The sequence below is a fragment of the Arthrobacter sp. zg-Y750 genome (assembly GCF_020907365.1).
In the GTDB taxonomy this organism is placed as follows: Bacteria; Actinomycetota; Actinomycetes; order Actinomycetales; family Micrococcaceae; genus Arthrobacter_B.
The window spans coordinates 1-26,326 of the sequence record NZ_JAJJOC010000019.1 but is presented as its reverse complement, the minus strand read 5'-3'; the positions used below and the strand labels follow the sequence as shown (position 1 = coordinate 26,326).

Sequence of the window (26,326 nt, the reverse complement as noted above, 5' to 3'; positions counted from 1 at the left end):
TCCTGGTGCGGCTCGGCCTGCGGCGTCCGAAGGCTGGCGGAAGAGGGCGGGAAGGTCCTGCTGTGGACATTACAGCAGGCTCACGGTCATCGCCTCGATGGCCAGCAGCGGCGCCACATTGGTGGTCACCAGGCGGCGGCGGACGGTGTTGATCTCTTCCATCCGCATCAAGGTCTGCTCCGGGGACCCGTAGGCGGCGAACTCGTCCAGCTCGCGGCGCATCGCCTCGTTCACCAGCGGTCCGCGGCTGCCGATCTGGATCATCAGCACATCGCGGTAGAAGGACAGCAGGTCCGTCAGCGCCCGGTCGAAGTAGTCGTTCTTGGACCGTTTCGCGCGGCGCACCTGGTCCTCTTCCAGCCGCTTCACCTGGCTGCGCAGCGACGGCGGCAGGGTCCCGCCCTCGGGTGCGCCCAGGGAGGCAAGCAGGGCCTGCTTCTCTGCAGCGTCACGTTCTTCGAAGGAACTGGCGGCTTCCGCCTCGGCCAGGGACACCAGGTCAGCGGCCGCCTTCATGGCTCCGGAGACATTCCGCAGCGACAGCGGCAGCCGCACAATGCTCTCCCGGCGGCTGCGCGCACCTTCGTCCGTGGCCAGGCGCTTGGCCACACCGACATGGCTCTGCGCGGCGCGGGCGGCGTTCATAGCGACCTCCGGGGCGATCCCGTCGCGGCGGATCAGCAGCTGCGCGACATCTTCCACCGGGGGCAGCCGCAGGCCCACCGGGCGGCACCGGGAGCGGATGGTCACCAGGACGTCTCCGGGGCTGGGGGCGCACAGCAGCCAGATGGTGCGCGGCGGCGGCTCCTCGATGGCTTTGAGCAGCACGTTGGTGCTGCGTTCCTGCATCCGGTCCGCGTCTTCCACGATGATGACCCGCCAGCGGCCGGTGGACGGCTTGTCCTGGGCCTTGCGCACCAGGTCACGCGCCTCGTCAATGCTGATGGTGACTTTCTCCGTGGTCACGGACGTGACGTCGGCATGGGACCCGGCCAGTACGGTCACGCATGCCTTGCACTTTCCGCATCCGCGCAGGGAAAGGTCTTCCTGCTCGCAGACCAGGGCGGCGGCGAAGGCGCGGGCGGCATTGGAGCGGCCGGAACCGGGCGGGCCGGTGAACAGCCAGGCGTGGTTCGGGCGGGGTTCGGCGGCGCCTCGGCGCAGCTGCTCCACCACCGGGTCCTGCCCCTGCAGGTCATCCCACACACTCACGGCAGCAGCTTTTCCACGCGGCGGAGTATGGCCTCGGCCAGTTCGTCCCTGGGGCGGCCGGCGTCGAGCACCAGGTACCGGCCCGGCTCGGCCTGCGCGGTTTCCAGGAAGGCGCGGCGGATCTGCAGGTGGAAGGCGTCCGGCTCGGACTCGAGCCGGTCTTCGGTGCCCTGCCCCGCCGTCCGCCGGTCCCGCCCGCGTTCGGGTTCGACGTCGAGCAGGACGGTCAGGTCCGGTTCCAGCCCGCCGGTGGCCCAGTTGTTCAGGCTGCGCACGGTGTCGGTGCCCAGCCCCCGGCCGGCGCCCTGGTAGGCCACCGAGCTGTCAATGTACCGGTCGCACACCACCACGGTTCCGGCGGCCAGCGCGGGGGCAATCACCTGCTGCACATGGGCGGCCCGGGAGGCGGCGAAGATGAGCGCTTCGGTTCGGGCGTCGATTTCTCCGTTGCCGTGCTCCAGGACCAGTGTGCGCAACGCCTCGCCCACCGGGGTGCCGCCGGGTTCGCGGGTGCGTAGGACGCAGTGCCCGGCGCGTTCCAGGGCCTCGGTCAGCCGCTGCGCCTGCGTGGACTTCCCGGCGCCGTCTCCGCCCTCCATGGCAATGAACAGGCCGCGGGTTTCGGGGAGATTAGAATTGCTCACCCGCCTAGCCTACCTAGTCCGGCTGGGAGCCCATGCAGCACTTTCGCACCGCATCCGGTAGGCGGAGGGGACGCTCCGCCGGACTAGGCTGATCCCTATGAGCCCCTCTTCCCCGCACGGACCAGCTGTTTCCCCCGATACCCTCGTTGTCTCGGCCGGCCGGCCGGTGCGCGAGCACGATGCGCCGGTGAACCCGCCCATAGTGCTCTCCTCCACCTACTTCGGCACCGGCAGCCCCGTTGCGGGCGAGCGCGGGTACGGCCGGTATTCCAACCCGACCTGGGACCCGTTCGAAGAGGCGCTGGGCGAACTGGAGGGTGCCGCCCTGCCCGCCCTGGTCTACGGGTCCGGCCTGGCTGCGGTGATGGCCGCCCTGTCCCTGGTTCCGGCAGGCGGGGTGGTGGTGATGCCCCGGCACAGCTACCAGGGTTCGCTGCTGCTGGCAGCCGAGGAAGCCGCGAACGGCCGCTTCTCGGTGCGGACCGTGGACATCGCCGACACCCGGGAGGTGATTGCGCAGCTCGACGGCGCCGCCATGCTGTGGATCGAAAGCCCCACCAACCCCATGCTCGAAGTCGCCGACATTCCGGTGCTGGCCGCAGCGGCCCGCGACGCCGGGGCGCTGGTGGTTGCCGACAACACCTTCGCCACGCCCCTGGTGACCCGCCCGCTCCTGCTGGGCGCCGACGTCGTGGTCCACTCCGTGACCAAGTACCTGGCCGGGCACTCCGACGTGGTCCTGGGCGCTGCGGCCACCTCCGATCCCGGGCTCCGGGACCAGCTGCTTCGATACCGGTCCCTGCACGGCGCCGTCGCCGGACCGTTCGAAGTGTGGCTGGCCCTGCGCGGGCTGCGCACGCTGGCACTGCGGATCGAGCGCTCGCAGGCCACCGCCATGGAACTGGCCCGGCGGCTGCGGGAGGCGCCGCAGGTGGAGAAGGTCCGCTACCCGGGACTGCCGGAAGACCCGGGGTACGCCCGGGCCCAGGCGCAGATGAACGGATTCGGCTCCGTGCTGTGCATCGAGGTGGCCGGCGGCGCGGCAGCCGCGGAAAAGGTGACCGAATCGGTACGGCTGTGGCTGCCGGCCACGTCCCTGGGCGGGGTCGAGTCGCTGATCGAACGGCGGCGCCGCCAGCCCGGGGAGCCGCACACCGTTCCCGAAGGCCTGCTGCGGCTTTCCACCGGCATCGAAAACCCCGGGGACCTCTGGAACGACCTGCAACAGGCACTTACGCGGTAGGCTAGCGCTGTGGCCCTCATGTACATGATCCAGTACTACCTCTACCTCGCGCTCGGCGTAGTCGCGCTCGCCATTGAGCTGTGGGCGCTCCTGGACTGCGTCCGGCGCAAGCCCGCAGACTTTGAACGGGCTTACAAGCGCACCAAGGGGTTCTGGCTTGGCCTGACCGGCGGAGCCAGTGCCGTGGGGGTCCTCGCGGTTGCCGTGCCGTCCCTGAGCCTGCTGCTGTTCCAGCTGGCCGCGGTTATTGCCGCTTCCGTGTACCTGGCCGACGTGAAGCCCGCCATTGGCAGCTCCCGCGGCAGGGGAGGCAACCAGGGCCCCTACGGCCCCTGGTAAACAACCGGCCCGGGCAACACCGGGCACTAAGCGGGCCGGACGGCGTCCCACGCCACAGTGATCTCGCCCAACCGCCACCGGGACGGACCGGTCAGCAGCGGCGCGCCGCCGGCCTTCAACGCTGCGCACATGCTGAGCCAGCGCTGCCGGTTCCCGTAGGACCCCATGGGTGCGGCTTCCTCCCATGCCCGGTCCATTGACTGCAGGAAAGCATGGATCCGTTCACCGGGAACGTTGCGGTGAATCAGTGCCTTGGGCAGGCGCTCAGCCACGTCGGAGGGCCGCTCGAAGGCGCCGAACCGCAGCGAAATGCTCAGCGAAACCGGCCCCCCGGCGTCAAGTTCCACCCAGGTGGCCCGGCGGCCTATCTCGTCGCAGGTGCCGTCAATGAAAATGCCGCCGGGCGCCAGGCGGGAGCACACCATGTCCCAGTACTGCGCATAGTCCTCTTCCGCATACTGGCGCAGCACGTTGAACGCCCGGACCATCACCGGCCGGCGTCCGTCCACGGGCAGCTCGAACCCGCCCTGCCGGAAGCTCAGCCCCTCCCGTTCCAGCGGTTTGGCGGCCAGCACGCGGGCAGGATCGATTTCGATGCCCATCACCTCGACGTCGGCACGGATGCGGCCGAGCCGGCCATGCAGCTCGACGGCGGTGGTGGGTGCGGCACCGTATCCCAGATCCACGATCAGGGGGTCCGCGGCCTGGCGCAGCCGCCACTTGGCAGGCCCCGCAAGCCACCGGTCCACCCGCCTGAGCCGGTTGGGGTTTGTAGTGCCCCTGGTCACATTTCCCACGGGTTTCTGGGCTTTTTGCACCAGATAATGCTAGCCCTACTGCGGGTGCGTCCTGGACGCGGTTGCGGGCGGCAGGGGCGGCTTGGAATCCTCGGGGCAGCGTGCGGTCCGTGCAGGTGCCGCCCTCCCTGACAGGTGTGCTCTCCGATACCATGGCTTATATGACCTACAAACTGATCCTTCTGCGCCACGGGCAGAGTGAATGGAATGAAAAAAACCTCTTCACGGGCTGGGTGGACGTGGATCTGACGGACCTCGGCCGCGCAGAGGCCATCCGCGGCGGTGAGCTGCTGGTTGAGAACAACATCCTCCCGGACATCCTCTACACGTCCCGGCTCCAGCGGGCCATCAACACCGCCAACCTGGCCCTTGGCACCGCCGACCGCATCTGGATCGACGTCAAGCGCAGCTGGCGCCTGAACGAACGCCACTACGGTGCGCTGCAGGGCAAGGACAAGGCCCAGACCCTGGCCGAATACGGCGAGGAGCAGTTCATGCTCTGGCGCCGTTCCTACGACACGCCCCCGCCGCCCCTGCCGGACGACAGCGAATTCTCCCAGGCCCACGATCCGCGCTACGCGGACCTGAGTTCGGACGTGCTGCCCCGCACCGAGTGCCTCAAGGACGTGCTGGACCGCTTCCTTCCGTACTGGGAGTCGGACATCTCCAAGGACATCCGCACGGGCAAGACCGTGATGATCGCCGCACACGGCAACTCGCTGCGCGCCCTGGTCAAGCACCTGGACGGCATCAGCGACGCCGATATTGCCGCGGTGAACATTCCCACCGGCATCCCGCTGGTGTACGAACTGGATGAAAACCTCAAGCCGGTGAAGGCCGGCGGCACCTACCTCGACCCCGAGGCCGCCGCCGAGTCCATCAAGGCCGTGGCCAACCAGGGCAAAAAGAAGTAGGACTTTCGCAGGTATTGCCCGGCAGCGCTCGGGCAGTGCCGGCAAACAAACAGCAAGGGCGGTCCCGCGCGGGGCCGCCCTTGCTGTGTCCGGAGCCTGCCGCCGGTGCTAGACGCCGCTTTCGGACAGCGGCTGCCATTCTCCCGTCACCAGGTAGTTGACCTTGCGGGTCACCGAGACGCCGTGGTCGGCAAACCGTTCAAAGTAGCGGCTGGCCAGGGTGAGGTCCACCGTGCTGACCGCGGGTACATTCCAGTCGGCGGAGGCGATGGACTTGAAGACCCCTGCATGCAGCTCGTTGATCCGCGTGTTGGCGGCGTAGATGTCCTTGCTCAGTTCCAAGTTGCGGGTTTCCAGCAAATCGGTGAGCCGTTCGGAAATGCGGATGTCCAGCCGGGCCATTTCCCGGAACGTTTCCACCATCGCCTCCGGCACTACGTTGGCCGGGTAGCGCAGCCGGGCCAGCTGGGCCACGTGCCGTGCAAGGTCGCCCATCCGCTCCAGCGACGCACTCATACGCAGCGAGCCCACAATCATCCGCAGGTCGCTGGCAACGGGACCCTGCAGGGCCAGGACGTCGATGGCCCGCTCGTCCAGGTCGTTCTGCAGGAAATCGATGCGTGCGTCGGCGGCAATGACATCCTGCGCCAGTTCAATATCGGCGCCCTCGAAGGCAAGGGTGGCTTTCTGCATCGCCTCCGTCACAAGCTGCGATATCTGGGTCAGTTCTTCACCGATCTGGTGAAGTTCGGCCTGGAAAACCTTGCGCACTGAAGCGTCCTCTCGAAAGCGGTGGTTTCTGCGAAAAAATGCGGGGGCGGTACGGCCACGCCGCTCCTGCAGGATGTCAGCCCGGGGTTAACCGCACGGACCCCTTAGATGAACGTTAGTTTAACTAATCGGCCAAAGCCATCAGGAATCGTTCCGGCCGGGAATCGCGTGCCTAAGCTAGGAAGGTGAATCCTGTACTGCTGGCGCTGCTGGCCGGAGCGCTCGGCCTGGCCGTTGGTGCCTTCGGTGTCCTCGCCTACGAAGTGAGCCAGCGGAAGCGCCGGGAATTGGCCGATGTTTCGGAACCCACGGTGCCCGAGGGCGCGGCGGAGGTCCTGGGCGTCATCGGACGTGCCTATATCGTGGCCGACGCCGTCGACGGTGTGGTCCGGGCCAGTCCCGGTGCGTACGCTTTCGGCCTGGTGCGCGGGCACACCATGGTCAACGACAGCCTGCTGGCCATGTGCGCCCGGGTTCGGCGTGACGGCGTCATCGAGGAGGCGCGGCTGGAACTGCCCCGCGGCCCGCTGGGGGAAGGGGCGCTGATCCTGCAGGTGCGCGTTGCCACTGTGGGGGAGGAATATGTCCTGATCCTCGCTGACGACCGCACCGAAATCACCCGCACGGAGGAAGTGCGCAATGATTTCGTCGCCAACGTCTCGCACGAGTTGAAGACCCCGGTGGGTGCCATCTCGCTGCTGTCTGAAGCGCTCGACGACGCCGCGGGAGACGAGGAAGCGGTCCGCCGGTTCGCGGGGCGGATGCACCGCGAGTCCAGCCGCCTGACCGCCCTGGTGCAGGACATCATTGAGTTGTCCCGGCTGCAGAGCACCGACATTGTGGACCGGGCGAAACCGGTGGACGTGAACCGCGTCCTGGAAGACGCCGTCGAAGCGAACCGGTCCAACGCGGAGAACAAGAACATTGAGGTGGTCCTGGGCGGGAAGTCCGACGCCGCCGTTTTCGGCGATGCCCAAATGCTCACCACTGCGTTCCGGAACCTGATCGACAACGCCATACGGTATTCTCCCGAGGGCAGCCGGGTGGGAATAGGTCTGCAGTCCCGGGCCGGGATGGCCCAAGTGGCGGTCACCGACCAGGGTGCCGGTATTGCTCCGGAGGAACAGGAACGGATATTCGAACGGTTCTACCGCATTGACGCCGCACGTTCCCGCCATACCGGCGGCACCGGGCTCGGCCTGAGCATCGTCAAGCACGTGGTGGCCAACCACGGCGGCGAGGTGGACCTGTGGTCCAGGCTCGGGCACGGATCAACCTTTACCGTGCGGCTTCCGGAAATGGACATAGCCGATACAAATGAATCGAAGCAGGGAGCAACCGCTTGACCCGGATCTTGATTGTCGAAGACGAGGAGTCCTTCAGCGACCCCCTCTCCTATCTGCTGAAGCGGGAGGGATTCGACGTTGATGTGGTGGACAACGGGACGGACGCCATCGCCGTCTATGAACAGTCCGGCGCGGACCTGCTCCTGCTGGACCTGATGCTGCCGGGGCTTTCCGGCACCGAGGTCTGCCGCCGGATCCGCCAGCGTTCCGACGTGCCGGTGATTATGCTGACCGCCCGTGATTCGGAGATTGACAAGGTCGTGGGACTTGAGATCGGTGCGGATGACTACGTAACCAAGCCTTATTCCTCCCGTGAACTGCTGGCCCGGGTTCGGGCCGTCCTGCGCCGGCGCGGTGAGGCTGCCGATTCCGGCGGGGCCGCACTGGAGGCAGGACCGGTTCGGATGGATATTGACCGGCACGTGGTGCAGGTCAACGGTGCCGGCGTGCAGCTGCCGCTGAAGGAGTTCGAGCTGTTGGAGTTGCTGCTGCGAAACTCCGGCAGGGTGCTGACCCGAGGGCAGCTGATCGAGCGGGTTTGGGGAGCCGATTACGTGGGCGACACCAAAACCCTGGACGTACATGTGAAGAGGCTGCGAGCCAAGATCGAGGATGACTCCTCGGCGCCGCGGCACCTGGTTACCGTCCGCGGGCTGGGCTACAAGTTCGAGGCCTGAACCCAGGGGTCGAACCGGCTCCGACGCGGGAAATGACGAAGGGGGCCGGTGCCGAAGCACCGGCCCCCTTCGGGGAATGGAATGTCCTAGCCGTTGGAGGGGCTGGTCGGTGCCGTTCCCGTCTCGCTGTTGGTGTCTGCGTCTGCGTCTGTGGCCTCGTCCGAGGGGACTTCGGAGGGGGACTCCGACGGCGTGGGGGAGGGCAGGTACTGCTGGTAGAACGGCTGGTCGCCGTTGACCACGGGAATGTTCAGGCCGGTCTTCTCAGCGCCCATCTGCAGTTGGGCGTCGATGCCGTCGCCGGCGGGAACTTCGACGGCACTGACCATGACCCGTTCGGGGGATTCCTTCTCGAAAACGACCTTGTCTCCGGCCGGAAGGTTCCACGTCAGCGTGGAGCCGCCCACGGCAAGCGTGAAGGACTGGGAGTTCGAGGAATCGTTCAGGACGGTGCCGATCAGCCGGCCCGGATCTCCGTTGCCGTTGCTGACCACCAAAAGGTTGCGCAGCTGCAGGTCGCCCACGTTCTCTACGATGCCGTCCGAGGGGGAGTACTCGCGGGTGGTTGCCTGCTCGTTCACAGCGCTGCAACCTGCCGTGCCCAGCATGCCCAGCGCGATGACGCCGGCCGCAGCGGCGCGGCGGACCCGGTTCTTGGGTGTGAATCTCACAGCACAAACTCCTGAAGTATTACGGTCTACGGACCTGAGGCTATCTTTGGTGCCTAGCCTATCGGCTAAACGGGGAAAAACTGGATTCCTTGGTCGATTCCGGAGGGTGCGGCAGGCGCATCAAACTACCTGCAAGAGGCGGAATACTACCCACCCGGGACGCCAAGAGGTACCTGACCTGCGAAAACTCTACTCGGCGTGTCGCATCTCTGGTAAACTGAGGGCCGGGAAAGGGGAAAGACCACATGGTTTTTGAGGTTGGCGAAACAGTTGTTTACCCTCACCACGGTGCCGCGAAGATCGAAGAGATCAAGATGCGAACCATCAAGGGCGAAGAGAAAATGTATCTCAAGCTTAAGGTGGCCCAGGGTGATCTGACCATTGAAGTACCGGCTGAGAACGTCGACCTCGTTGGGGTGCGCGATGTAGTGGGCAAGGAAGGCTTGGAGCACGTCTTTGACGTACTGCGGGCCGAGCTCACTGAAGAGCCCACTAACTGGTCGCGCCGGTACAAGGCAAACCTGGAAAAGCTCGCGTCAGGTGATGTTGTCAAGGTAGCGGAGGTCGTCCGCGATCTCTGGCGCCGGGACCATGACCGCGGGCTGTCTGCAGGCGAGAAGCGAATGCTCGCCAAGGCACGCCAGATTCTTATTTCGGAACTGGCACTTGCTGAAAAAACGGATGAAGACCAGGCGGCAGTTGTGCTTGACGAGGTACTCGCGAGCTAGGCTACCGATTCATTTTCCTGCAATTGCCGGTCCTTCGGGGCCGGCAATTGTTGTTTTCCGGCCGTTTTCCGCCGCTAAGGTGGAACGGTGTCCCCATCATTTTCCTCCCCACGGCGCATCGGCGTTGTTGTTGTAGCCGGCGGTTCCGGCCAGCGCCTGGGCTACGGCATCCCCAAGGCAGCTGTTCCGCTCGCCGGTGAGCCGATGCTCGCCCACACCCTGCGTGCAGTATCTGCCGCAGGCATCGCCTCCGCGGTTGTGGTTGCCGTGCCTGCCGGCGACACCGTGATGCGCGGCATCTGCGCCGCCCCCGAGTTCACCGCCCCCGGATGCCCGGACATCCGGGCCGTCGACGGCGGAGCCAGCCGGCCCGAATCGGTGCGTGCCGCGCTGGCAGTACTGCCGCAGGACCTAGCCGCCGTCCTGGTCCACGATGCCGCCCGGGCGCTGACACCTCCGGAGGTTTTCCTGCGGGTAGCTGCCGCGCTGGCGGACGGCGCGCAGGCAGTCATCCCCGCTGTGCCCGTGGTGGACACCATCAAGGACACCGAGCCCGTCCAGCCGGCTGCCGGCGCGGGGGCCGCCCGCCGCGTCACCGGTACCCCGGACCGCTCCCGGCTGCGCGCCGTCCAGACACCGCAGGGTTTCGAGGCCGCCCTGCTCCGCAGGGCCCACGACGCCGCACTGTCCTTCGACGAGGCGCAGGCTGCCTCCGTGACGGACGACGCCATGCTGGCCGAATCCCTGGGTGTCGAGGTCTACGTGGTCGAAGGCTCCCAACTGTCCCTGAAAATCACCACCCCGCTGGACATGGTGCTCGCAGAAGCGATCCTTTCCGGCGGCTACCGGCATCCGGAGAACTGACATGAGCATGCCCCGCACCGGAATTGGCGTGGATGTCCACGCCTTCACCCCCGAATCCGCGCCCCGGCCGCTGTGGGTTGCGGGCCTGCACTGGGAGGATGAACGCGGCCTGGCCGGCCACTCCGACGGCGATCCGGTGGCGCACGCCGCAGCGGACGCGCTGTTCTCCGCTGCCGGCCTGGGTGACCTGGGCACGCATTTCGGCACCGATCGCCCCGAATATGCCGGCGCCGCGGGTGTGGTGCTGCTCCGCGAGGCGGCGCGGATCGTGCGCGAGGCCGGGTTCGAGATCGGCAACATCGCCGTGCAGTTGATCGGCAACCGCCCCAAGTTCAGCCCCCGCAGGGCCGAAGCCGAAGCGGTCCTCAGCGAGGCGGCCGGTGCACCCGTCAGCGTCTCTGCCACCACCACCGACGGACTGGGTTTCACCGGCCGGGGCGAGGGAATCGCCGCCGTGGCCACCGCCGTCGTCGCCTCCGCAACCCGCTGACCCCCAGCCAATCCGGGAACCGGGCACGGGCGGTTTCGGCTAGCCTAGAGCAGTGAGCTTGAGATTCTATGACACGGCGACAGCGCAGGTCCGGGACTTCGTTCCCCTGGTGGAGGGAAAGGCCAGCCTCTACTACTGCGGTGCCACCGTGCAGGGACTCCCGCACGTAGGGCACATCCGTTCCGCCATCGCCTTTGACCAGCTCACCCGCTGGCTGCGGTACCGCGGCCTGCAGGTCACCGTGGTGCGCAATGTGACGGATATTGACGACAAGATCCTGGCCAAGGCCGCCGATTCCGTCGGCGCGGACCCGGCCCCCGGCGTGGTACCGGACGAGCCGTGGTGGGCGCTGGCGTACCGCTTCGAGCAGGAATTCGCCCGGGCCTATGACACCCTCGGCGTGCAGCGGCCCACCTATGAACCGCGCGCCACCGGGCACATCCCGGAAATGCACGCCCTGATCGCCACGCTGATCGAGCGCGGCCACGCCTATCCGGCCCTGGATGACTCCGGCGACGTGTACTTCGACGTGCGCTCCTGGGAAAAATACGGGTCCCTGACCCACCAGAGCATCGAGGACATGCAGGCCGCGCCCGACGCCGGACCCCGCGGCAAGCGCGACCCCCGGGACTTCGCGCTGTGGAAGGGGCATAAAGAGGGTGAGCCGGACACGGCCGCATGGGACAGCCCGTGGGGACGCGGCCGGCCCGGCTGGCACCTGGAGTGCTCTGCCATGGTCACCAAATACCTCGGCACCGAGTTCGACATCCACGGCGGCGGACTGGACCTGCGGTTCCCGCACCACGAAAACGAGATGGCCCAGTCCCAGGCCGCGGGCCACGGCTTCGCCAACTTCTGGATGCACAACGGCATGGTCACCTTCGAGGGCGAAAAGATGTCCAAATCCATCGGCAACACCGTCAGCCCGGCTCAAATGCTGGAGGCGGCCAGCCCCCGGGTGGTCCGCTACTACCTCGGCCAGGCCCACTACCGTTCCGTGCTGGACTACCGGCCCACCTCCCTGCAGGAGGCCGCTGCCGCCGTCGAGCGCATCGACGGGTTTATCGCCAAGGCATCGGCCAAGGCATCCGCGGCTGATGCCGGGCAAGCGGCCGTTCCCGAGGCGTTCGCTGCGGCAATGGATGATGACTTGAACGTGCCGCAGGCCCTGGCCGTGCTGCATGAGACGGTGCGTGCCGGGAACACGGCACTGGCCGAAAACGACGCCGACGCCGCCGGGCAGGCGCTCCGCGCCGTCCTGGCGATGACATCCGTCCTGGGACTGGACGATGCCCGTGAGGCCGAGTCGTCGTCGCCCGCCGACGCCGCCCTGGACGCCCTGGTGCAGGACCGCCTGGCCGAGCGGCGGCAGGCCCGGGCGGAGAAGGACTGGGCCCGCGCCGACGCGATCCGTGACGCGCTGGCCGCGGTGGGCATCACTGTGGAGGACACTGCCGACGGCGCGTCCTGGAGCTTCGCCTGAGCCGAACCCCCGGACCCGGGAGCGGGTGTCCTGCAGCCCGGCCGGACACTGCGTAAACTGAAAGGGAATGCTTTCTTCTAGTAAAGGTGTAACCGATGGCCAACAATGGACGTCCCGGCGCAATGCGCAAAGCCAAGAAGGGCCCCAGCGGCGGTACCGGCGGGCTCGGCCGCAAGGCCCTCGAGGGCAAGGGCCCCACACCCAAGGCTGAAGACCGCCCCTACCACAAGGCGTTCAAGAACAAGCAGCTCTCCGAGCGCTCCGCTGCCAAGCGCGGCGACTCCCGCGCCGGCGGCCGCAGCGGCACCAACGTCCGCGGCAAGGTCGCCGAAGAGGTCGTCACCGGCCGCAACTCCGTGGTGGAAGCCCTGCGTGCCGGCATCCCCGCCAAGGCCCTCCACGTTGCCGTCCGCATCGACATGGACGACCGTGTCCGCGAATCCCTGAAAATGGCCGCCGAACGCGGCCTGCCGGTGATGGAAACGCATAAGCCGGAACTGGACCGCATGACCAACGAGGCCGTGCACCAGGGCCTGGTCCTGCAGATCCCGCCGTACGAATACGCTGATCCCACGGACCTTGCCTCCGAAACCATCGAGGCTTGGAAGAAGGGGCACATCCGCAACGCGCCGCTCTTCGTGGCCCTGGACGGAATCACGGATCCCCGCAACCTCGGCGCGATCATCCGCTCCGCTTCCGCCTTCAGCGCGCACGGCGTGATCGTGCCCGAGCGGCGTGCCGTGGGCGTCACCGCGTCGGCCTGGAAGACCAGTGCCGGTGCTGCCGTCCGCGTTCCCGTGGCCCGCGCAGGCAACCTGAACAACACCCTGAAGACGTTCAAGAAGATGGGCATCTTTGTCCTCGGACTGGACGGCGACGGCGACGTGTCACTGCCGTCGATCGTGCTGGCCAAGGAACCGATCTGCATTGTGGTCGGCTCCGAAGGCAAGGGCCTCTCCCGCCTGGTCCGCGAGAACTGCGACCAGATCGTATCCATTCCGATCGATTCCGCCATGGAGTCGCTCAACGCCTCCATGGCTGTGGGCATTACCCTGTACGAAATTTCCCGGCAGCGCTCCGCCTAGTCCTCAGGTTCCGCCTCCGGCAGCAAAGGGCACCATGGCACACGTGATTACCGGCACCACCGCGGGCAGCGCACCGAAGCGGGACTCGCGGCCCCTTCCGCTGGGCCTCCGGCACGCGGTGCCCGGTGTGCCGGAGGTGCCCGGAACCGTCAACGTGTCCGTTTACGCTCCGGGCGTGCCCGCGCTGGACATTTTCTACGAGACGGCGCCGGGCAGCTGGAAATCGGCGCCGCTCACGGATACGGTGCTGGGCATCCACCACGGCCGGGTCCTCGGGCTGCGGCCGGGCAGCCGGTACGGTTTCTGGCCGCGGGGCGCGGACCTTCCCGCGGAGCCGGGAGGGTTCCAGCTGCTGCTGGATCCCTACGGCCGCGGCATAGAGGAAGCAGACAGTGGCTCCGACCCCGTCTATTTCTCCGTTTACACGGGCTCGGCTTTCGACTGGGGTGATTCAACGCGGCCGTACACCCCGTGGCGGGACACGGTCATATACGAGGCCCATGTCCGCGGCCAGACCATGCTGCATCCCGGAATCCCCGAAGAGCTCCGCGGAACCTACGCCGGCATGGGGCACCCGGTGATGGTCCAGTACCTCCAGGACCTGGGCATCACCGCCGTGGAACTGCTGCCGGTGCACTTCCACGCCGATGAGCTGCACCTGCAGGAGCTGGGCTTGACCAACTACTGGGGGTACAACACTCTCGGTTTCTTCGCCCCGCATGCCGGGTACGCCACGGAGGCTGCCCGCCGGGCCGGTGCCCAGGCCGTGCAGGACGAGGTCAAGGCAATGGTCAAGGCCCTGCACGAAGCCGGCATCGAGGTCCTGCTGGACGTGGTCTACAACCACACCGCCGAGGGCAAGGCCGAACGGCCGGCCTTGAGCTGGCGGGGCCTGGGGGATGAAACCTACTACCGGCACGGTCCCGACGGCGGATACGTGGACACCACCGGCTGCGGCAACACGCTGGATTTCAGCGAGCCCCGTGTGGTCCAGCTGGCCCTGGATTCGCTGCGCCACTGGGTGCAGGAATACCGGGTGGACGGTTTCCGCTTCGACTTGGCACCTACGCTGTGCCGCGACGGTGACGGAAAGTTCAACCCGCGGCACCCCTTCCTGGTGGCGGTGGCGGCGGATGCCGTGCTGCAGGACGTAAAACTCATTTCCGAACCGTGGGACGTGGGCCCGGACGGATGGCAGACCGGCCGCTTCCCGCAGGGATGGGCGGAGTGGAACGACCATTTCCGCGACATCGCCCGGGATTTCTGGCTCCGGGACCAGGCGGCGCTGGCCGCCGGCGGCGAAGGCGGTTCCATGGGCCGGCTGGCCGGTGCGCTGGCCGGCTCCTCTGAACTGTTTGCCGGGTCCGGCCGCACCCCGCTGGCGTCCATCAACTTCATCACCGCCCACGACGGCTTCACCCTTGCCGACCTGACCACCTTCGAGCGCAAGCACAATGAGGCCAACGGGGAAGAGAACCGGGACGGGACCGGCGAGAACCGCAGCTACAACCACGGCGTCGAAGGGCCCACCGACGACGAGCGGATCAACGCGGGCCGCGCCCGCACCGCCCGGAATCTGATGGCCACGCTGACCCTGTCCCTGGGCGTTCCCATGCTGACTGCCGGTGACGAGACCGGACGCAGCCAGCGCGGCAACAACAACGCCTACTGCCAGGACAATGAGCTCTCCTGGCTGCACTGGGACTTCGACGACTCCGCCCGGCGGATGCTCTCGACCACCCGCACGCTCCTGCGCCTGCGCCGCGAATACCTGGCCAGGCAGCCGTACCACTTCCCGGCGGACCCGCGGCAGTCCTTCCTGCTCTGGTTCGACCAGGACGGCTTACCCATGACCCCCGAACGCTGGAATGACCCGCGCACCCGGCTGGTGCAGGTTTTGATCGGGTCCGGCGACGGGGCACTGAACGGGTCGGTGGTGCTCAACGGCGGGCTGCACGACGTCGGGATCCGGCTGCCGGATGCCGAAGCCCTGTCAGCGGCGCGCCGGGACGCCGGCATCAGCCAGGACGCGGGAGCAGGACCCGACGGTACGGACCTGGGGTACGAACTGGTGTTTTCCACCGCCGATGTCCCGGGCGAGGCAAACCGGCACGGTGCCCGTCTGCCGGCCGGGGAGACGGACACTGTGCCCGCGAATTCCATCAGCCTCTACCGCGCCGCCTAGCCGGTCACGGACGGGCCGCGCCGGTACGGTGCCCGTCCGTGCAACACCGGCTAAGAGGCGTTGGCCACCAGCCCCAGCTCGGCCTTGGACGCCAGGCCTGAATGGGTCGGGAGCACCCGAACGGTGTAGCCGAACGGTCCGGCCTGCTCAATCCGGATGGTGCCCTTGAACATGTGCCGTCCCGAGCCCAGGTCCTCCTCCGGAGACAGTTCCTGGAGCCGGTGTCCGCTCAGGCGGTCATTTTCGGTGACCATGCCGTAGGCCACTTCCACGCTGACATCCTCGGGCCGGAGCGAACCCAGGGAGACGTAGGCCTGTACGGTCAGGCTGTCGCCGATCTGCGGGTTCTCACTGACACCCACCGAATCCACGTGCTCCACCTGCACGGTGGACCAGCCGTCCCGGACCCGGGTGATCCACAGGGCCAGTTCCTTGGCGGCGGAGTATCCCTCCGCCGTCATGGCCCGCCCCGACGAGCTTGCCGGCCGGTACAGCCGGTTCACATAGTCCTTGAGCATCCGCGAGGCGGAGACGTTCGGGCCCAGGTCCGCGAGGGTGTGCTTGACCATTTCCAGCCACTCGTGCGGCAGGGAATCGGCGGGCGGTTCGGAAGGGCCGGCCGCGCCCGCATCTGCGGGGGGCTCGGCACCGTAGAACATGGGTGCCACCGAGTTCTCCAGGAGGTCATACAGTGCTGCCGCCTCGATGTCGTCGCGCTGGTCCGCGCTGTACACCTCACGGGTGCGGGTGCCTTTGCTGGGGTTGGCGGAGGGAATGGCCCAGCCGTTGTTGCCGTCGTACATTTCATCCCACCAGCCATCAAGGATGGACAGGTTCAGGCCGCCGTTGATGGCCGACTTCATGCCGGACGTTCCAGATGCCTCCAACGGCCGCAGCGGGTTGTTCAGCCACACGTCGCAGCCGGGGAACAGAGTCCGTGCCATGGCAATGTCGTAATTGGGCAGGAACACAATCCGGTGACGCACCGCCGGGTCGTCCGTGAAACGCACCAGGTCCTGGATCATCTTTTTGCCCTGCTCATCGGCGGGATGGGATTTGCCCGCCACCACCACCTGGATGGGCCTGGTTGGATGCAGCAGCAGTGCCTTCAGCCGGTCCGGATCCCGCAGCATCAGGGTCAGCCGCTTATAGGTGGGCACGCGTCGCGCAAAGCCGATGGTCAGCACGCCCGGGTCCAGGACGTGCTCGCTCCAGGCCAGTTCCGCGTCCGAAGCCCCCCGCTTGCGCCAGGCGTTCTTGACCCGCTGCCGCACGTCCTGCACCAGGTTGCTGCGCAGCTTCCGCCGCAGGTCCCACAGGTCCTTGTCGTCGATCTCGTATGCCCGGCCCCAGTCGCGGTCGTGGACGGTGGACACACCGAACTTTTCGCTGGCCAGGGCCGTCACCTCCGGGTCAATCCAGGTGGGGACGTGCACGCCGTTGGTGACCGAGGTGATGGGCACCTCGGAGACGTCGAAGCCGGGCCAGAGGCCGGAGAACATTTCCCGGGACACTTCTCCGTGCAGTTTCGCCACGCCGTTGGCCCGCTGCGCCAGCCGCAGGCCCATCACGGCCATGTTGAACTTGGACGGGTCGCCGCCCTCATAGTTCTCCGCGCCGAGCGCCAGGATCCGGTCCGTGGGGACCGACTGGGCCAGCCCAGCACTGAAGAAATGGCGGATTTGGGCCTGCTCGAACCGGTCAATGCCGGCCGGCACCGGGGTGTGGGTCGTGAAGACCGTGGAAGCGCGGGCAACGGTCAGTGCTTCCTCCCAGGTCATGCCCTCATCCATCAGCTCCCGGATCCGTTCCACGCCCTGGAACCCGGCGTGGCCCTCGTTGCTGTGGAAGACCTCAGCCGCGGGAGCATGGGTCAGCCGCTGGAACACACGCAGCGCCTTGGCCCCGCCCATGCCCAGCAGCAGTTCCTGCTGCAGGCGGTGGTCTCCGCCGCCGCCGTAGAGCCGGTCGGTGATGCCGCGGGCGGCGTCGTCGTTGCCGATGACGTCGGAGTCCAGCAGCAGCAGCGGAACCCGCCCGACGTCGGCGCGCCAGATCTGTGCCGTCAGCTGCCGGTTGTCCGGCAGCGGAAGGGCGATTTTGGCCGGGCTGCCGTCCTCCTCCCGCAGCAGGGTCAGCGGCAGGCCGTTGGGATCCAGCACGGGGTAGGTTTCGAGCTGCCAGCCGTCCCGGGACAGCGCCTGCTTGAAGTAGCCGGCCTTGTAGAGCAGCCCGACGGCTATCAGCGGCACACCCAGGTCCGAGGCGGCCTTCAAATGATCGCCGGCCAGGATGCCCAGGCCGCCGGAGTACTGCGGCAGCACGGCGCTGATGCCGTACTCAGGGGAGAAGTAGGCAATGGACTGCGGAGCGTCCTCGCCCAGTCCCTGGTACCAGCGCGGTTCATGGAGGTATTTGTCGAGGTCTTCGCCCAGGTCCTGGATGACGGAGACCAGATGCTCATCCTGGGCAATGCGCTCAAGCTTGTCCCGGCTTACGGTGCCCAGCAGCTTCACCGGATCGCCGCCGCTGGTACGCCAGGCCTCGGGGTCCAGGCTCTCGAACAGCCGGAGCGTGGGCTGGTGCCAGGACCAGCGCAAATTCCAGGCCAGCCGCCCGAGGGGCTCAATGCTGGGAGGTAGGACAGTGCGGACGGTAAATCTGCGGATTGCCTTCACCCCGGTTAGGCTAGCGCACTTCGCGGCGGCATAAACCGGAATAACTGACAAAAGCAACGGAATTTCCCGCAGGCCTTGAAAAGCAGGTGAAACCCGGGCCCACCTGCGGCGATTCCCGCAAAAAGTACGTTGCCTTAGCATTCTGCCCAAAATCTCGCTAACGTCTAGTCTGTGACCACATCCAGCGCATTGACACCAGAAGACCTGCCGCCCAAGGACCTCCGGTTTGGCCGGATACCCGTAACCAATGTGTCCCCCGTGGTTGAGTACGGCCGTTTCCCCGCCAAAGCCGTTCCGGGCGAGGACCTGGTCATCGGTGCCACCGTATTCCGCGAAGGCCATGACCTCGTGGGTGCCAGCGCTGTGCTGTACGACCCCCAGGGCAACGTGGCCGCCCGGAACCGGATGCACCCGGTCGGCCTGGGCCTGGACCGCTGGGAAGGAATGCTTCGCCCCGCAGACACCGGGCGCTGGAGTTTCGCCGTGGAGGGTTGGGCCGACCTCTACGCCACCTGGCACCACAACGCGGAAGTGAAGATCGCCGCCGGCGTCGACGTCGAGCTGATGCTTACCGAAGGCCACCACCTGTTCGCAGCCGCCGCAGCGGAGCGCACCGGGTCCGACGCAGATGTCCTGCGGTCCGCTGCAGCAGCGCTCGCCGATACCGGACGGCCCGTCGAGGAGCGCCTGGCCGCCGCCGCCATCCCCGCGGTGACCGAAGTACTGGACCGCGATCCCATCCGCGACCTGGTCACCAGCTCTGACCGGTTCCCGATCCTGGTGGAGCGCGAACTTGCCGGCCGGGGCGCCTGGTACGAATTCTTCCCCCGCTCCGAAGGCGCGGTCCTTGATCCAGCCACACGGGAGTGGACTTCGGGAACCTTCCGCACGGCCGCCGGCAGCCTGCAGCGCGTGGCGGACATGCAGTTCGACGTGATCTACCTGCCGCCGGTCCACCCGATCGGCACCAGCCACCGCAAGGGCCCGAACAACACGCTGGTCGCCGGCCCGCAGGACCCCGGGTCGCCCTGGGCCATCGGTGCGGCCGAAGGCGGCCACGACGCCATCCACCCGGACCTGGGCACCTTCGAAGATTTTGATGCCTTCGTGGACACCGCCCGCGGGCTTGGGCTGGAAGTGGCCATCGACCTCGCCCTCCAGGCTTCCCCCGACCATCCCTGGGTGCAGAGCCACCCGGAATGGTTCACCACCCGCGTGGACGGCTCCATTGCCTACGCGGAGAACCCGCCGAAGAAGTACCAGGACATTTATCCCCTGAACTTCGACAATGACTACGAGGGCCTGGCGCAGGAGATCCTGCGCATCGTGCGCCTGTGGATCAGCCACGGTGTGCGGATCTTCCGCGTGGACAACCCGCACACCAAGCCGCTGCGCTTCTGGGAATGGCTGATCAGCACGGTCAATGACGAGTTCCCGGACGTCATTTTCCTGGCCGAGGCCTTCACCCGCCCGCCCATGATGCATGCCCTGGCCAAAGCCGGGTTCCAGCAGTCCTACAGCTACTTCACCTGGCGGAACTCCCGCAAGGAGATCGAGGACTACTTCACCGAGGTCTCCCATGACTCGGCGGCGTTCTTCCGTCCGAACTTCTTCGTCAACACCCCCGACATCCTCACCGAGTTCCTGCAGTACGGAGGCCCCGGCGCCTTCAAGATCCGTGCGGTGCTGGCGTCCACCGGCAGCCCGCTGTGGGGCGTCTACGCCGGCTACGAGCTCTTTGAACATGTGGCCCGGCCCGGGGCCGAGGAGTACATCGACAACGAAAAGTTCGAGTACAAGCAGCGTGACTTCGCTGCCGCCGAAGCAGAGGGCCGCAGCCTGGCTCCCTACATCACCCGGCTGAACGAGATCCGCCGCAGCCATCCCGCCCTGGGCGACTTGGAGAACCTGACGGTCCACTCCAGCACCGACGAGGCGACGGTGGTCTACTCCAAGCACAAGCAGGTCCGGCCCGGTGATCCGTCCAGCAGTGACACGTTGATTATCGTGGTCAATGTGGACCCCCACAGCGCCCGCGAATCCACGGTAAGCCTCGACCTCGATGCCCTTCACCTGACCCCTGCGGACTTCAACGAAGACGGCACCTTCTGGGTGGATGACCTCATCAGCGGCCAGAGCTGGCGCTGGGGAGCCCACAACTACGTCCGACTTGACGCCCATTTTGAACCCGCGCACATCCTGTCCGTTCGGAGGAACTCCTAGTGCCCAACCCGTTTCAACTGCACGCACCCGGCTTGACCAATGATCCGCATTGGTACCGCAAGGCCGTTTTTTATGAAGTACTTGTCCGCGGCTTCGCGGATGCCAACGGGGACGGATCAGGTGACTTCAGCGGCCTGATCGAAAAACTCGACTACCTGCAGTGGCTGGGCATCGACTGCCTCTGGCTGCCGCCGTTCTTCAAGTCGCCCCTGCGCGACGGCGGCTATGACATCTCCGATTACTACGACGTCCTGGACGAGTTCGGCACCATCAGCGATTTCAAGCGCCTGGTGGCCGAAGCGCATGCGCGCGGACTCCGCGTCATCATCGACCTCCCGCTGAACCACACCTCCGACAAGCACCCCTGGTTCGAGGAGTCCCGCAATGATCCGGACGGCCCCTACGGCGACTTCTACGTCTGGTCGGACACGGATGAGAAGTACGAAGACGCCCGGATCATCTTCGTGGACACCGAGGAATCGAACTGGACCTTCGACCCGGTCCGCCGGCAGTTCTTCTGGCACCGGTTCTTCAGCCACCAGCCGGACCTGAACTTCGAGAACCCCAAGGTTGTCGAGGCGATCTTCGACGTCGTCCGGTTCTGGCTGGACCAGGGCATCGACGGGTTCCGTGCGGATGCCATCCCGTACCTGTTCGAAGAAGACGGCACGAACTGCGAGAACCTGCCCGCCACGCACCGGTTCCTCAAGGACCTGCGGACCATGGTGGATGAAAACTATCCGGGCCGGGTCATCATCGCCGAAGCCAACCAGATGCCGCACGAAGTGGTGGAGTACTTCGGCGACGAGACTGGCGACGAATGCCACATGTGCTTCCACTTCCCGATCATGCCGCGGCTGTTCTACGCGCTGCGGGACCAGAAGGCAGCCCCCATCATCCAGACCATGGAGGAAACCCCGGCCATCCCGCCGGGCGCACAGTGGGGGACCTTCCTGCGCAACCATGACGAGCTGACCCTGGAAATGGTGACCAATGAGGAACGCCAGGCCATGCTCGGCTGGTACGCCCCGGATTCGCGGATGCGGGCCAACATCGGCATCCGGCGCCGGCTGGCTCCGCTGCTGGACAACTCCCGTTCCGAAATCGAACTGATCCACGCGATGCTGCTGGCCCTGCCTGGCAGCCCGTTCCTGTACTACGGGGACGAGCTGGGCATGGGCGACAACATCTGGCTCGAAGACCGGGACTCCTCGCGCACGCCCATGCAGTGGAACCCGGACCGCAACGCCGGGTTCTCCACGGCTGATCCGGGAAAGCTGTACCTGCCCGTGGTCCAGTCGCTGGTCTACCACTACAACCACGTCAACGTGGAGGCGCAGCTGGCCAGCTCCAGCTCCCTGCTGCACTGGATCCGGCAGATGATCATGGTCCGCCGGGCCCACCCTGCCTTCGGGCTGGGATCCTACCGGAACGTGCCCACGGACGCAGAGGCAGCCCTGGCCTTCGTGCGTGAGCTTCCGGACAACAACCCGGAAGGAGAGCCGGGGGAGACGATGCTGTGCATCTTCAACCTGTCCCAGCACCCTATTTCCGCGTCCATGAAGCTGCCTGAATTTGCCAACCGCGGCCTGCGCGATGCCTTCGGCGGCACTCTCTTCCCCACCATTGGGGATGACGGGGCGCTGACCTTGACCCTGGGCAGCCATGACTTCTACTGGCTGCGCCTGCGGTCGGTGAAATCCGACACCTCTTCGCCGCAGACCGAAGCTATTCCCATGATTCCAATCTCGGAGGCCGCACGGCGATGACCCAGCTGAACCCGTCCCTGCCCGAAATCCTGACGTCCTGGCTGCCCGGCCAGCGATGGTTCCCGGCCAAGGGCCGGGATGTGCTGCTGGAACGGGTCGGCGGCATCCGCCTCGAGGATCCCGACGGCGAGGTGGGCATGGAAGTGCACCTCATCGCCGTCGTCTCCGGCGACCGCCGGGATGTGATCAGCGTGCCGGTGAGCTACCGGTCAAACGCTGCGCCCGAACTCGAAGCGTCCCTGCTGGGACGGGCGCACCACGAGGAACTGGGGGAGCGGTGGCTGTACGACGCCACCGCCGACCCGGTGTTCGTCACAGCCTGGCTTGAACTCATGCGGGCCCAGGCATCATCCCTGGACGGCCACACCCACGGTTTTGCCCAGGACGGCTTCGAGGACTGGGAGCCGTTTGTGGAACCGCTGCCCACCAAGCTGCTTAAGGGTGAACAGTCCAACACCTCGGTGGTCGTACAGGCTCCCGAGGCACCGTTGATCGTCAAGTTCTACCGCGTTGTGGCCGCCGGCGTCAGCCCCGACGTCGAGGTCAGCGCCCGGTTGACCGAGGTCGGCTCGGTGGATGTGCCGGCAACGTACGGGTGGGTCACGGGCACCTGGAAGGATATTGCGGACGAAACGGGGGAAACCCTGCTGACCGGACACCTGTCCGTCCTGCGCGAATTCTTCCCCGGCAGCCAGGACGCCTGGCGGATCGCCTCCGCGGCAGCCCTTGAGGGCAGGGACTTCTCGGCAGAGGCCGAAGAGCTGGGGGCTGCCACCGGCCGGATCCACCAGCAGCTCGCGGCAGCTTTCGGCAGCCGTCCGCCGTCGGCGATTGAACGCGCAGAGTTCCTGTCCGCGCTCAGCGCCCGGATCCGGTGGGCTTGGAAAGAAGCCGGCGAAACAGTGGGTCCCTTCGCGGACGCCGTGGAGTACCTGCTGGAGCAGCTCGGAAACCTCCAGACCCTGCCCAACCTGCAGCGGATCCATGCCGATTACCACCTCGGCCAGGTGCTGCGCGCACCTGAGCGCGGCTGGATCGTCCTGGATTTCGAAGGGGAGCCGCTGCGGCCTGCCGCGGAACGAAGCGTTCCGGATGCCCCGCTGCGCGACGTCGTCGGAATGCTGCGCTCCATTGACTACGCAGCCGGCGTCGCCCTGATCGACGGCGCTGCCGGCGAAGATGCTGCCGGCGAAGAGTATGGAGCTGACGCCGTGCAGCGCAACGAGGCCGCCTACCGCTGGGCTGCGGCCGCCTCGGATGCGTTCCTGCGCGGTTACGAGAAGGAAACCGGCACCGCCATCAACCGCAGCGACCCGCTGTTCCTGGCCCTGTGGCTGGATAAGGCGCTGTACGAAGTTGTGTACGAGATTCGAAACCGTCCCCGCTGGGTCAGTGTGCCGGCTAAAGCCGTTCGGCAGATTCTGGCCCAGGCCGAGAACGCCATGCGTGCGGACGACGACAGCCAGGAAGAGAGCACCATGAATAAGCCCCGCAAGCCGCGGTCCGCAGCAGCCACCGCCGAACCCGAGGCTCCCGATGTTCCGGCTGCCGGCAACCCGGACACAGCAGCACCGGCCCCGGCGCCCGTACCCGTGACCGAAGACGTGCTGCAGGCCGTATCCGAAGGCCGCTATTACCAGCCGCACGCCGTTCTCGGTGCCCACGCAAACGAGTCCGGAACGGTGACCATCCGGACGCTGCGCCCGCTGGCGCAGGAAGTCGTTGCCGTGACGCCCGACGGGCGGCTGCCGCTTCGGCACGAGTACAACGGCATCTGGGTAGGCGCGCTTCAGGCAGGGACCCCCGGTACTGTGCCCGACTACCGGGTAGAGGTGACCTACGACGGCGGCGAACCCCAGATGTTCGACGATCCCTACCGCTTCCTGCCCTCACTGGGGGATATGGACCTGCACCTGATTGGCGAAGGCCGGCACGAAAACCTGTGGACCGTGCTCGGGGCCAACCTGCACCACTACAACTCAGTGCTCGGCGACATCCACGGCGTGAGCTTCGCCGTCTGGGCGCCCAATGCACAGGCAGTGCGCGTCAAGGGCGATTTCAACGGCTGGAACGGTGCCATTAATGCCATGCGCTCCCTCGGCGGATCCGGCGTCTGGGAGCTTTTCCTTCCCGGCGTCGAACCCGGTGCCCGCTACAAGTACGAAATCCTGGGCAGCGACGGCGTGTGGCGGGAAAAGGCCGACCCCATGGCCAAGGGCACCGAGGTGCCGCCCCTGACCGGATCCCGCGTGGTCGAGTCCACCTACACGTTTGAGGACGCCGAGTGGATGGAAGCGCGTGCAGCACGCGATCCGCACAACTCGCCCATGAGTGTGTACGAAGTGCACCTGGGCTCCTGGCGCCTGGGCCTGAACTACCGCGAGATGGCCGACCAGCTCGCGGAGTACGTGGCATGGCAGGGCTTCACCCACGTGGAATTCATGCCCGTGGCCGAACACCCGTTCGGCGGCTCCTGGGGCTACCAGGTCACCTCGTACTTTGCCCCCACCGCCCGTTTCGGGCATCCGGATGAGTTCCGCTACCTGGTGGACCGGCTCCACCAGGCCGGTATCGGCGTCATCCTGGACTGGGTGCCGGCACACTTCCCCAAGGACTCCTGGGCGCTGGCCAAGTTCGACGGCCAGACCCTCTACGAGCACGGCGATCCGCTGCGCGGCGAGCAGCCCGACTGGGGCACGCTGATCTTCGATTACGGACGCCGCGAAGTGCGCAACTTCTTGGTGGCCAATGCGCTTTACTGGCTCGAGGAGTTCCACATTGACGGCCTGCGCGTGGATGCCGTTGCATCCATGCTCTACCTCGACTATTCCCGGCCTGCGGACCAGTGGCGTCCCAACGCGTTCGGCGGACGCGAAAACCTGGAAGCGATCTCCTTCCTGCAGGAGGTCAATGCAACCGCTTACAAGCGGGTTCCGGGCATCGTGATGATCGCCGAAGAGTCCACGGCTTTCCCCGGTGTCACCCGCCCCACGAGCACGGGGGGTCTCGGGTTTGGGCTGAAATGGAACATGGGCTGGATGCACGACACCCTCGAGTACATGGCCGAAGACCCGATCAACCGCGTCTACCACCATGCCAAGCTCACGTTCTCGCTGGTTTACGCGTATACCGAGAACTTCCTGCTGCCCATCAGCCATGACGAAGTAGTGCACGGCAAGGGTTCGCTGCTGCGCAAGATGCCCGGTGACCGCTGGCAGCAGCTGGCCAACCTGCGCGCCTACCTGGCCTTCCAGTGGGCGCACCCCGGCAAGCAGTTGATCTTCATGGGCACGGAGTTCGGCCAGGAAGCGGAATGGTCCGAGCAGTACGGGCTGGACTGGTACCTGACGGATACCCCGCAGCACAAGGGCATCCAGCTGATGGTGAAGCAGCTCAACGAGATTTACCGCAACACCCCTGCCCTGTCCGACCGGGACAACGAGCCCGCCGGGTTCCAGTGGATCAATGAGAACGACGGGGCGCACAACGTCCTGTCCTTCATCCGATGGGATCACCAGGGCAATCCGTTGGTCTGCGTGGCGAACTTTGCCGGCGCTCCGCACGAGAACTTCCGGTTGGGGATGCCGTGGTCGGGGGAGTGGGTTGAAGCGCTCAACACCGACGCCGCCGAGTTTGGCGGCTCCGGTGTCGGCAATATGGGAGTGGTCCAGGCGGTTGAAGGGGCGTGCAACGGCCAGCCTGCCTCGGCCACCCTGACCGTCCCGCCGCTCGGTGTCCTGTACCTGATGCCCAAGCAGTAGTACTGCGCACCGGCGGTGCAGCCGGTGGGATCGGTTTCTGCCTGGCATGCGTAAGCGGCCAGGCAGAAACCGTGCTAAGCTTAATTCCCGCGCTGATCGAGAGGTTCGAACGGTTGTGAGTCTGGGGGAGCACGTCTTCCCGCCGGTTCGCCGGATGGACAAACGCCGGTTTGACACTCACGCAGAAGCGCGGCTAGGATAGAAAAGTTGCTCCGGAGCGACGCAGAGCTTTGATCCTGATGGATCAGCCTGCTGGTGCCGGAAGCAGTCTGTTGTTTGAGAACTCAATAGTGTGCCAAGTTTATTGATACCAATTTATTTTAATTGGTTGAATCGACTGTTCCGCCCACCCCGTGGGCTGGAATGGTTTTTTTAGCTGGTTTCGAATTTAGTGCAGTGCCTGGCGGCCAATTTTCCTTGGCCCCGGCATTGTGTCTGTATGAACA

General features: G+C 66.3%; 20 protein-coding genes. 14 read left to right on the top strand and 6 right to left on the bottom strand.

Features of this window, described 5'->3' with window-relative positions; genetic code table 11:
* Positions 1 to 69 precede the first annotated feature (69 nt).
* Together LOC57_RS12810 and tmk are read right to left on the bottom strand one after the other, a co-directional pair.
* Positions 70 to 1,212 (bottom strand): DNA polymerase III subunit delta', encoded by a 1,143-nt coding sequence (locus LOC57_RS12810; protein WP_227913318.1) that lies wholly within the window; start codon positions 1,210 to 1,212, stop codon positions 70 to 72.
* Complete coding sequence (gene tmk, locus LOC57_RS12805) at positions 1,209 to 1,856, bottom strand: dTMP kinase (protein WP_227913319.1); 648 nt, start codon at positions 1,854 to 1,856, stop codon at positions 1,209 to 1,211. The genes LOC57_RS12810 and tmk overlap by 4 nt, the downstream gene beginning before the upstream one ends.
* Before the next feature lie 97 nt (positions 1,857 to 1,953).
* Here tmk and LOC57_RS12800 point away from each other — a divergent pair, with 97 nt between their 5' ends.
* Together LOC57_RS12800 and LOC57_RS12795 are read left to right on the top strand one after the other, a co-directional pair.
* Positions 1,954 to 3,099 (top strand): trans-sulfuration enzyme family protein, encoded by a 1,146-nt coding sequence (locus LOC57_RS12800; RefSeq protein WP_229960184.1) that lies wholly within the window; start codon positions 1,954 to 1,956, stop codon positions 3,097 to 3,099.
* A gap of 18 nt (positions 3,100 to 3,117) precedes the next feature.
* Positions 3,118 to 3,438, top strand: a complete 321-nt coding sequence (locus LOC57_RS12795) for a DUF2516 family protein (RefSeq protein ID WP_227913349.1) — start codon at positions 3,118 to 3,120, stop codon at positions 3,436 to 3,438.
* 26 nt (positions 3,439 to 3,464) lie between these two features.
* Here the strand turns inward: LOC57_RS12795 and LOC57_RS12790 are convergent, their stop codons facing one another.
* Entirely contained in the window at positions 3,465 to 4,259 is a 795-nt protein-coding gene (locus LOC57_RS12790; protein ID WP_442860728.1) for a class I SAM-dependent methyltransferase, read from the bottom strand.
* A gap of 137 nt (positions 4,260 to 4,396) precedes the next feature.
* Between LOC57_RS12790 and LOC57_RS12785 the strand changes: the two genes are divergently transcribed.
* Positions 4,397 to 5,149: a phosphoglyceromutase gene (locus tag LOC57_RS12785; RefSeq protein ID WP_227913321.1), complete on the top strand. Its 753-nt coding sequence runs from the start codon at positions 4,397 to 4,399 to the stop codon at positions 5,147 to 5,149.
* Positions 5,150 to 5,257: 108 nt separating this feature from the next.
* Here the strand turns inward: LOC57_RS12785 and phoU are convergent, their stop codons facing one another.
* The gene (phoU, locus tag LOC57_RS12780) at positions 5,258 to 5,920 is read right to left on the bottom strand and encodes a phosphate signaling complex protein PhoU (protein WP_227913322.1); all 663 of its coding nucleotides are present in this window, start codon (positions 5,918 to 5,920) and stop codon (positions 5,258 to 5,260) included.
* A gap of 185 nt (positions 5,921 to 6,105) precedes the next feature.
* On the opposite strand from phoU, the gene LOC57_RS12775 reads away from it, so the two are divergent.
* Positions 6,106 to 7,266, top strand: coding sequence for a sensor histidine kinase (locus LOC57_RS12775; protein ID WP_227913323.1), 1,161 nt, complete (start codon positions 6,106 to 6,108; stop codon positions 7,264 to 7,266).
* Positions 7,263 to 7,943 carry a response regulator transcription factor gene (locus tag LOC57_RS12770; RefSeq protein WP_227913324.1) on the top strand — a complete coding sequence of 227 codons (681 nt, stop codon included), beginning with the start codon at positions 7,263 to 7,265 and terminating at the stop codon, positions 7,941 to 7,943. The genes LOC57_RS12775 and LOC57_RS12770 overlap by 4 nt, the downstream gene beginning before the upstream one ends.
* Before the next feature lie 86 nt (positions 7,944 to 8,029).
* Here LOC57_RS12770 and LOC57_RS12765 read toward each other — a convergent pair whose 3' ends face one another.
* Positions 8,030 to 8,614, bottom strand: coding sequence for a hypothetical protein (locus tag LOC57_RS12765; RefSeq protein WP_229960181.1), 585 nt, complete (start codon positions 8,612 to 8,614; stop codon positions 8,030 to 8,032).
* A 245-nt stretch (positions 8,615 to 8,859) separates the two neighbouring features.
* Between LOC57_RS12765 and LOC57_RS12760 the strand changes: the two genes are divergently transcribed.
* The 6 genes from LOC57_RS12760 to glgX all read left to right on the top strand — a co-directional run bounded on the left by LOC57_RS12760 (position 8,860) and on the right by glgX (position 15,449).
* Positions 8,860 to 9,342, top strand: a complete 483-nt coding sequence (locus LOC57_RS12760) for a CarD family transcriptional regulator (protein ID WP_227913326.1) — start codon at positions 8,860 to 8,862, stop codon at positions 9,340 to 9,342.
* An 87-nt stretch (positions 9,343 to 9,429) separates the two neighbouring features.
* The gene (gene ispD, locus LOC57_RS12755) at positions 9,430 to 10,206 is read left to right on the top strand and encodes a 2-C-methyl-D-erythritol 4-phosphate cytidylyltransferase (protein ID WP_229960179.1); all 777 of its coding nucleotides are present in this window, start codon (positions 9,430 to 9,432) and stop codon (positions 10,204 to 10,206) included.
* A gap of 1 nt (position 10,207) precedes the next feature.
* Positions 10,208 to 10,696 (top strand): 2-C-methyl-D-erythritol 2,4-cyclodiphosphate synthase, encoded by a 489-nt coding sequence (ispF, locus tag LOC57_RS12750; RefSeq protein WP_229960177.1) that lies wholly within the window; start codon positions 10,208 to 10,210, stop codon positions 10,694 to 10,696.
* A 52-nt stretch (positions 10,697 to 10,748) separates the two neighbouring features.
* Complete coding sequence (gene cysS / locus LOC57_RS12745) at positions 10,749 to 12,179, top strand: cysteine--tRNA ligase (protein WP_229960175.1); 1,431 nt, start codon at positions 10,749 to 10,751, stop codon at positions 12,177 to 12,179.
* A gap of 95 nt (positions 12,180 to 12,274) precedes the next feature.
* A complete protein-coding gene (rlmB, locus tag LOC57_RS12740; RefSeq protein WP_227913330.1) occupies positions 12,275 to 13,264 on the top strand; it encodes a 23S rRNA (guanosine(2251)-2'-O)-methyltransferase RlmB in 990 nt (329 codons plus the stop codon).
* A 34-nt stretch (positions 13,265 to 13,298) separates the two neighbouring features.
* Positions 13,299 to 15,449: a glycogen debranching protein GlgX gene (glgX, locus tag LOC57_RS12735; RefSeq protein ID WP_229960173.1), complete on the top strand. Its 2,151-nt coding sequence runs from the start codon at positions 13,299 to 13,301 to the stop codon at positions 15,447 to 15,449.
* A 50-nt stretch (positions 15,450 to 15,499) separates the two neighbouring features.
* Here glgX and glgP read toward each other — a convergent pair whose 3' ends face one another.
* Positions 15,500 to 18,127, bottom strand: a complete 2,628-nt coding sequence (gene glgP, locus LOC57_RS12730; protein ID WP_229960171.1) for an alpha-glucan family phosphorylase — start codon at positions 18,125 to 18,127, stop codon at positions 15,500 to 15,502.
* A 171-nt stretch (positions 18,128 to 18,298) separates the two neighbouring features.
* Here glgP and LOC57_RS12725 point away from each other — a divergent pair, with 171 nt between their 5' ends.
* Genes LOC57_RS12725 through glgB form a run of 3 tightly spaced genes read left to right on the top strand, consistent with a single transcriptional unit; the run spans position 18,299 to position 25,880 of the window.
* On the top strand, positions 18,299 to 20,350 hold the full coding sequence (locus LOC57_RS12725; RefSeq protein WP_229960169.1) for an alpha-1,4-glucan--maltose-1-phosphate maltosyltransferase: 2,052 nt from the start codon (positions 18,299 to 18,301) through the stop codon (positions 20,348 to 20,350).
* Complete coding sequence (treS, locus tag LOC57_RS12720; RefSeq protein ID WP_227913333.1) at positions 20,350 to 22,119, top strand: maltose alpha-D-glucosyltransferase; 1,770 nt, start codon at positions 20,350 to 20,352, stop codon at positions 22,117 to 22,119. The genes LOC57_RS12725 and treS overlap by 1 nt, the downstream gene beginning before the upstream one ends.
* The gene (gene glgB, locus LOC57_RS12715; RefSeq protein WP_227913334.1) at positions 22,116 to 25,880 is read left to right on the top strand and encodes a 1,4-alpha-glucan branching protein GlgB; all 3,765 of its coding nucleotides are present in this window, start codon (positions 22,116 to 22,118) and stop codon (positions 25,878 to 25,880) included. Before treS ends, glgB begins: the two co-directional genes overlap by 4 nt.
* Positions 25,881 to 26,326: the final 446 nt, after the last annotated feature.

Coding starts and splice junctions, on each gene's coding strand:
- LOC57_RS12800 (WP_229960184.1), top strand. CDS start 1,954: ATGAGCCCCTCTTCCCCGCACGGACCAGCTGTTTCCCCCGATACCCTC.
- LOC57_RS12795 (WP_227913349.1), top strand. CDS start 3,118: ATGTACATGATCCAGTACTACCTCTACCTCGCGCTCGGCGTAGTCGCG.
- LOC57_RS12785 (WP_227913321.1), top strand. CDS start 4,397: ATGACCTACAAACTGATCCTTCTGCGCCACGGGCAGAGTGAATGGAAT.
- LOC57_RS12760 (WP_227913326.1), top strand. CDS start 8,860: ATGGTTTTTGAGGTTGGCGAAACAGTTGTTTACCCTCACCACGGTGCC.
- ispF (WP_229960177.1), top strand. CDS start 10,208: ATGAGCATGCCCCGCACCGGAATTGGCGTGGATGTCCACGCCTTCACC.
- rlmB (WP_227913330.1), top strand. CDS start 12,275: ATGGCCAACAATGGACGTCCCGGCGCAATGCGCAAAGCCAAGAAGGGC.
- glgX (WP_229960173.1), top strand. CDS start 13,299: ATGGCACACGTGATTACCGGCACCACCGCGGGCAGCGCACCGAAGCGG.
- glgB (WP_227913334.1), top strand. CDS start 22,116: ATGACCCAGCTGAACCCGTCCCTGCCCGAAATCCTGACGTCCTGGCTG.